Below are 6,904 nucleotides of genomic sequence, written 5' to 3'. Positions count from 1 at the left end.
GTTGCCGATGGCCTGCATCTGCAGCAATGCCGGCTGCCCAAGCAGACTGTCCAGCGACAGGTTGGCATCGGCCGACAACGCGATGATGTCGAACACGAAACCCACGCCATCGATCTGCTCGACGCCATTGAGCGACTCGGCCACCAGCACGTCGCTCCCCAGCGAGGTGCGCAGCTGCAGCAGGCGCTGGGCCTGCCCCGGTGCCGCAAGCGCGGCCAATACCTTGGTTACGGAATCCATCTTGCGTCCATTCAATAGCCCAGTGAGCTCGACTGGGGCGATCCATCGTCAGCGTAATTTAGCGCAAAGCACCCGTGCAGGTCGCCCCGGCATTCGCCGGGAGGCAGCGCCTGGCCCTTGACGCGCCGCGTTACGTGACTGACATCACATTCGATTGGAAGTTCTCGCGGCGAGCAAATCGCTGTTCAGCGCCGGGAAGAGAGAACCAGACGACAGCGTCGCACTGGAATGCTCCGTTCAACGCGCGGCGCGATCAGACGCCACGCCCCTCATAGAACTGTCCGACATACTCCGGCTCGGGCAACTGATGCGGATCGGCCACGTCGATGCCGGATTCCGTCACTACATGCGCCGGCCACTCTGGCGTCTTGCTGCTCTTCAAGACCAGCCAGCGGCAGGCTGCCAACGGCCCCAGCAATGGCATCAACACCGTACGGTACGGCAGCAACGCCTCTCCCAGGCTGATGATCACCGTGAGGTAGCAGTTCTTCCAGGTGTCGGCGACCGACAGGTGCAGCTGCGGCGACGCAGGCGCGTCAACCACGTGCTGCGGGCCTTCATCCATGTAACGCCGGATGAACTCCCAGATCTCGCGGACCTTGTCGGCATCGTCGAAATAGTGGCCGACGGCAAACGTCTGTTTGACCATCTCCCCGTCCATGACGTGGCAACGAATGTCGCGCAGGAACGTCTCACCCTGGCCGTGGCCCAGATGGAAGTAGGCCTGGTCCCACGGCACGCTGATGACGCCGGACGGGCCGGCGTCGGTGTAGGCGTGCACCATCCGCGTGCGACGGTTGAATCGTATCGGGTAGTACTTGTAGGTGAAGAAGTCGCGGCCAATGATCAACCGATACAGCAGCGCGAACTGCCCGACGAAGCCGATCACCAGTACGCCGACCATGAACCAGTCCACCGCCCGCCCCTGGTACACAGTGGGGAGCCAGGTCACCAGCATCCATAGCCCGAACAGCGCCAGGGCAGTGCTGACGAGTGTCACCACGGTCGTGGCCACCATCCCGCGAAGACGGTAGCGCCGATCAATCACGTCCATGTACGTGGAGTTCAGGCTGATGACACAGTGCCGCTCGTTGCTTGCCCCCGTGCGCTCGCGCTTCAGGGGCTCAAACTGCTCGACGGGATCGATCGGTCGATCTACCTTGAATCTTCTCAACCAACCTGTGTACATCCGTCAATCCTCTTCACTCAGTGCCTTCAGCGCGTCCAACTCTACTGCATGGGATTCGAACTGCTTCCGCTTGTGGAGGCCGTAGTAGCTCGCATCCAGCCATTTCTGGATCTTGGTTGGCTTGAACAGGCTTACCACCAGCATCAGAATCGCCACCAGCAGACCGATCACCAGACCCAGTACCGGCAAGGCGAACGCCAATGCCAGGCAGGCCGCCACAATGGTGGCCAGGCCCAGGGTGATCATCGACGCACCGTACCACGGCGAAATTGCGAAATCGTCGAAGCCCTCGTCGATGGCAAGGGCACCACCAATGAAACCGCCGATGGCGCCCAACAGCTTTCCGCCACCGATAAGCAGTCCCGCGCGTGTGGAGTATTGCTGGGTGGAACTGAGCAACATCACCGCGTGCCTGCTGTTGCCCCACGCCGTTTTCGCAAGCGCAAGCCCGGCCGTCTCGACCATACCGCCGACCAGCGAACCTACGCCACCGGCGAAGTTCCAGATCTTGCCGTCCTTTTCCTCGGCATCGGCCTTCTGCATCTCTTTCCACGCGCTGGACAGGGTGAGGCCCACGATCACCGTGCCAACGAACGAGGCCTTGGCCTCCAGGTTGGACACCTGCCTCACGCTGCGACTCAACATGCTCTCGAAGTCCTGGTGACTGAGCACGTTCGCCCGGATATGGGCATCACGTGCGGCGCCACTCAGCTGGCCGATTCGCCGGGCGGCATCCTCATCCACCAGCAGGATCGCGTTGTAAGGGTAGCGTCGGCCCTCGGCGTCGGCGATGCGGTCAAGCGACTCCCGCACTGCACTGCGATATTGATGTCCCTGGCCACCGGACATGTTGGCCAGGATGCCAGCCACCATTCTGCTGGCCTGCTTGCGGGTAGCGGTCGAGCGTAGGTCGATCAGGCGAAGGTTCGGATTTTCGGCCTTTGCCACCGCGCCCAGCAACGCCATGACGCGCTTCTGCGGCAGGCTCGCCACTGCCCAGGTGGTGGCACCGTTCATCATGCGCCCAAGCATCTTGACCATCGGGCCGCTGAGCATGTAGCTGTACTTGGCGACCACGCCGAGCAGGCCGCTGGCCTTGTCCTTGCCCGGGACGCCGAGGTAGTGCAGGTAACCGTCGCCGGTCACGGTGTCCTTGAACATCCCATAGAAGTGCCCGCCCAGCGCGTCCCATGGCAGCGCCTCGCCTTTCCAGGCCTCGGACTTTGCGCTCTTCACCCAGCCATCAATCAGCTTGTCCTGGTTGAGCATGAGCGCGCGCAGTTCAACCTCTCCCGGGTGGGCGGGATCGGCCTCCAGCTTGTTCAGGAGGAACTTGGCCACCTTCTGTCTGCCGATCGCGTCGGCCAGTACCAGGAAGACCTTCTGCACATAGGCCAGCCCGCTGTCCATGTTCTTCGGGTCGAAATTGCAGATGAAGTGATCGCGGTAAGGCGTGGAGTCCATCCAGGCGATGTACGCCTCGTCCAGCGGGTCGACGGTGGATGCCTCGAAGGCCTTCAGTTCGGCGGGGAACTCCTTCTCCAGGTAGGCCTTCTGCTTCTTCTGGTCGAAGAGCTCCACGTGGTCGTCATTCCACTCCTTGATGCCGATGCGCTCGGCTTCCTCCTCCTTGATGTAGCCGGCGTTCTCCATCTTCTCGCCCACGTTGCCACCGCGCGTGACACCGCTGGAGGTCGCCGGGAACCACGTGGCAAACAGGCCCACGGTGGTGGCGCGGTTCTGGCTGGTGCGCTGAACGGCGCCATGCTGGACCGCCTGTCGCAGCGCCGAAATGGTGTGCGCCGATTCGCGTTTCCACTTGCGCAGGGGCTCGTCATGCCAGTTCCTTACACGACGGAGGATCTGCGCGTTCAAGTCCGTTGCAATGCCGACCGGATCTTCCAGCGCCATCATGGCCACTGGAACTCCCTTGGACGCCACCCGCGCGCCGTCTAGCATCTTCTGCATGTCGCCCTGTGCAGAATGGAACGGCGCCGATGAGCCGTTGAAGGCGGGATGATTGGTGACCACCGCCCCCTCCATGCCCAACGGCCAGAAGAAGTTGAGTGGCTGCATCAGCCGGTCGAGAATGTGCGTGCCGATCTTGAACTCGGCAATCTTCATGATGCTCTTGGACAGATCGGCCACATGCGGCTGATCCGTACCGCTGCCCGCCCAGGCCTTGGCGTCGATGCAGCGCATGTTGCGCTTTCGCATCTCCGCACTGTCGCGATGCCGCTTCAGGACGTCCGGCGTCCACGGCGTGTCGGTGAACGCCATCCAGACATTGCCCAGCTTTTCGGGAAGGTGCGCGTCTGGAATGGCGATGCAGCGGGCCATCTCCGACCCGGCGCGGCGGCCACACGGCGCATTGCTGCCGTCCTTGGCAGGCGGGGGATTCTTGTCATTCAGATCGAATTCGGCCAGATAGCCATGCTCATCGGAGGTATACCCCTTCCAGCCCGCGGCCCCGAGCTTTTCGTTGAAGACGTACAGATACCCCTCGCGCAACAAGCGCAGGGTGTATTGGCTCAGGTTCGCCGGCAGCTTGATGGCGTCGGTCGTAGCGCCGAACGGCGCGCCCAGCGCCGGCACCTTTTCCGAGGCGCTCACATCCGCATTGGCCACCGCATAGCGCAGGGGAAGAATCATCAAGCCATTGCGGTCACAGGCAGGGCAGCGCTGGCTGAGGTCTTCGCACGGCGACGCCGCAGGCCGGGGAGGCTGCTTGGGATCGCCCGAACCACCGGAGCTCACCTCGGTCTTGGTCTTCTCGTTGTCCCACTTGCCGCCACTTTCGGTGTCAAGAAAGCGATAGGAGTCCAGCCATTGATCTTTCTGGCCGGCCGGCTTTTCCTTTGCACCCCAGCGATAGACCTGCCGACCATCCTTCGCCACGTAGCACTCGCACGTCACAAGATTGCGCTTGGCAAAGTACTTGCACGGCGTATTGCCCTGCGCGTCTGCGTTGCTGACGGCGTACCATCCTGGCTTGAACGTTGTCATCGAAACTCTCCTGGACTGCGGGGTGCTTTCGTGGCACTGGCGGACTGACCGGTCACGCGGTCCGGTGGCGTGAGAGATGCAAACAGTTGCGGATCGAGATCGGCGATACCACCGACATAGCTGCAGGCGCCAGCACGGGCGTCGTCGAGGCAGCGGCGCACCGCAGGAAGGGCGTGGAAGGCGGGACCGAAGCGCTGTGCATGGCAGGCATAGGCCACCTGGTCATCGAGGTCCTGCAGTTGCTCGACCTCCACGGCAATCCTCACCGCCTCGTCCATCTGCCGATACAGCGCCTGGTCGAACGTTACCGTCGGGTACTCGTGCCCCAACCCCTTCAGAGCGCGGTTGAGCACTTCCATGCGGAATACGCCGTCCCATTGGCGACTATCCAGTCGGGCCGCAGTCGTGGCATCCGCATCCGGACGCGGGTCGGAACACCAGCCGGATGTGGAGGGGTCGAACCACGTCCATTGCGAGGCCGGTCCCATCAGGCGCGCCATCTGCGCGGGGTCCAGCAACCACCGCAGGTGGCGAAACACGCGTGGGTCATGGAAGCGTATCCAGAACCAGTGCCCCGCCGGATGCCTGGCCAGCATCTGCTTCTTGAGGTGTGCGGTCATGGCGGCCGCTGACGCAGCCGATTGGATCAGGATCGGCAGCATGGGCAGGTCGTAGGCGGCTTGCCAAGCCTCGGATTGATCGAGGAGTGCGCTCTTTGCATCCGGCGCCAGATCGCGCAGCAGCACGAGGCGCGGCATCAGCTGGGCCTGGCTTTCAACCGTATCGGGAACCAGCGGTTCGGTCGGCAGGCCGGTCCATTGGGCAGCATCCAGCTGCAGCGGATTGATCAGCGCGAAGTCATGCTGGAGGAACAGGCGATGATCCATGCTCAAGGCCCTTTCATCCGACGCGAACCGCGCCGGCTCCGCCCGCGTCGGCACTCTTGGACTTGGTCTCGCACAGCTTCAACATGCCGTCAGGAATGGCCGGCTTTTCAAGCGCGACACTCTTTGCCCCCGTCCACTCCCGCTGCGTGCCCTTGAACTCCACCTTCCCCGGTGCGCCCAGCTCGATGTTGTCGCCCTCGATCCGGATGTAGGCGCCGGCCGCCGTCGCCAGCAGATGCTTGCTCGGCGCCGAGAGCTGCACATCCGCCTGGGTACTGGTGATCTTCACGTTGGTCTTGGCCGCCAGGATCGCCTGGTTCTTGTGCGCGCGTGCACTGACCTTGCCCTGCGCAGCGTGCAACGCGATCCCACGTTCCTGGTTCGGGCTCTCCGGCTTGGGCTCGGCACCGGCGGTGTACAGCACCAGCCCGCCGGCCACCGCCATCGTGATCGAGCCGTGGCTTAGCCAATTCAGCGCCACGCCCGAGGCCAGCGTGGTGTGCGTGCCGCTTACCCAGACCTGGTCGGCCGGGGTGAGACTCATCACACCGGCCACGCCGCTGCCCATCAAGACCGGCTTGTCCCAGCCGGGGGCATCGCCATCGCCGCCGCTGATGCTGCCCGCTGCGCTGCCGCTCTGGGTGGCACGCAGGCTTTCCTGCAGCTGTTCCAGCGCGTCGTGCGCCTGCAGCGTGGTCGGTTCCTCCGGGAGTTGCGCCTGCTGGTTCACTGCCGATTCGTTGAGCGATTGCAGCAGCTCTGCGCTTTCCTGCAGCTGGGTCAGCGCCTGGTTGGCGGCCAGCTGGGGTTCGCCCGGCTCGGTGCTGAGCAGCAGGCCTTTGCCTCCACGCAGTGCCCCAAAGGCCTGCGTCGAAAGCTCGGCGCCGAAGCCGCGCTCGGTTTCGCGCACGTTGTCTTCGCCGCCTTTCAGATGGCCCAGTGTCAGCGTGGTTGCGTGTTGAGTGGTGGACAGCTGCGCACGGCCTTGACCGGGCGTGTCATCCAGGCGCATCTGCTGATAGCCGCCCTGCCCGCCCTGGCTGTCGGCCAGCGCTTGGCTCTTGAAGCCGGTGTACACCGCGGCATGTTCATTGCCGTCGAACCACGCCGGCGCATTGCCCGTGGCGTTGGCGCCGCCGCTGGCGACCTGGTTATGGGCGGCATCGGTCTGGCCGCGGCCGTTGTAGACCGCGCCGACCACGACCGGCCGGTCGATGTCGCCCTCGAGGAAGGCCACCAGCACTTCCTGGCCACGACGGGGCAGCACCACGCCGCCCCAGTTGTCGCCGGCCCACGGGGTCATCACCCGCACCCAGGTCCACGCTCCACCGTTGGCCGGGGCGTTGTCGTCGCCGCCGGGATGGGCCAAGCCGGTGCTCGATGCACCACCACGCTGCCACGGGAACTGCACCTTGATGCGGTGGTCCCGATCAGACTGCAAGGGCTCGCCGTCGCTGACCACGATGGCGCTGAGCGTGCCGGTGATCGACGGGCGCGGATGCAAACGCGTGCCGTGGCCGTCTTCGGTCTGCGGGCGATACACCACCTCGGCCGGAATGGCGACGAAGCGGTTGTCGTAGAA

Annotated in this window: 5 protein-coding genes; all 5 read right to left on the bottom strand. The window is 64.0% G+C overall.

Annotated features, from left to right (window positions below):
• On the bottom strand, positions 1-240 hold a 240-nt coding region (locus AC1DCJ_RS20225), incomplete at its 3' end, for a hypothetical protein (protein WP_478071788.1).
• A gap of 253 nt (positions 241-493) precedes the next feature.
• Complete coding sequence (locus AC1DCJ_RS20220) at positions 494-1,429, bottom strand: DUF6708 domain-containing protein (RefSeq protein ID WP_478071787.1); 936 nt, start codon at positions 1,427-1,429, stop codon at positions 494-496.
• A 3-nt stretch (positions 1,430-1,432) separates the two neighbouring features.
• Positions 1,433-4,435: a T6SS effector BTH_I2691 family protein gene (locus AC1DCJ_RS20215; RefSeq protein WP_478071786.1), complete on the bottom strand. Its 3,003-nt coding sequence runs from the start codon at positions 4,433-4,435 to the stop codon at positions 1,433-1,435.
• Complete coding sequence (locus tag AC1DCJ_RS20210) at positions 4,432-5,322, bottom strand: DUF4123 domain-containing protein (RefSeq protein WP_478071785.1); 891 nt, start codon at positions 5,320-5,322, stop codon at positions 4,432-4,434. Before AC1DCJ_RS20210 ends, AC1DCJ_RS20215 begins: the two co-directional genes overlap by 4 nt.
• A 13-nt stretch (positions 5,323-5,335) precedes the next feature.
• On the bottom strand, positions 5,336-6,904 hold a 1,569-nt coding region (locus tag AC1DCJ_RS20205; protein WP_478071784.1), incomplete at its 5' end, for a DUF2345 domain-containing protein.

The organism is Stenotrophomonas sp. 10N36 (assembly GCF_056395005.1).
The sequence above is the reverse complement of the archived record's forward strand: the minus strand, read 5'-3'. Positions and strand labels throughout refer to the sequence as shown.

Excerpts from the sequence above, each read along its gene's own strand:
- AC1DCJ_RS20220 (WP_478071787.1), bottom strand. The coding sequence starts at position 1,429 with ATGTACACAGGTTGGTTGAGAAGATTCAAGGTAGATCGACCGATCGAT.
- AC1DCJ_RS20215 (WP_478071786.1), bottom strand. The coding sequence starts at position 4,435 with ATGACAACGTTCAAGCCAGGATGGTACGCCGTCAGCAACGCAGACGCG.
- AC1DCJ_RS20210 (WP_478071785.1), bottom strand. The coding sequence starts at position 5,322 with ATGGATCATCGCCTGTTCCTCCAGCATGACTTCGCGCTGATCAATCCG.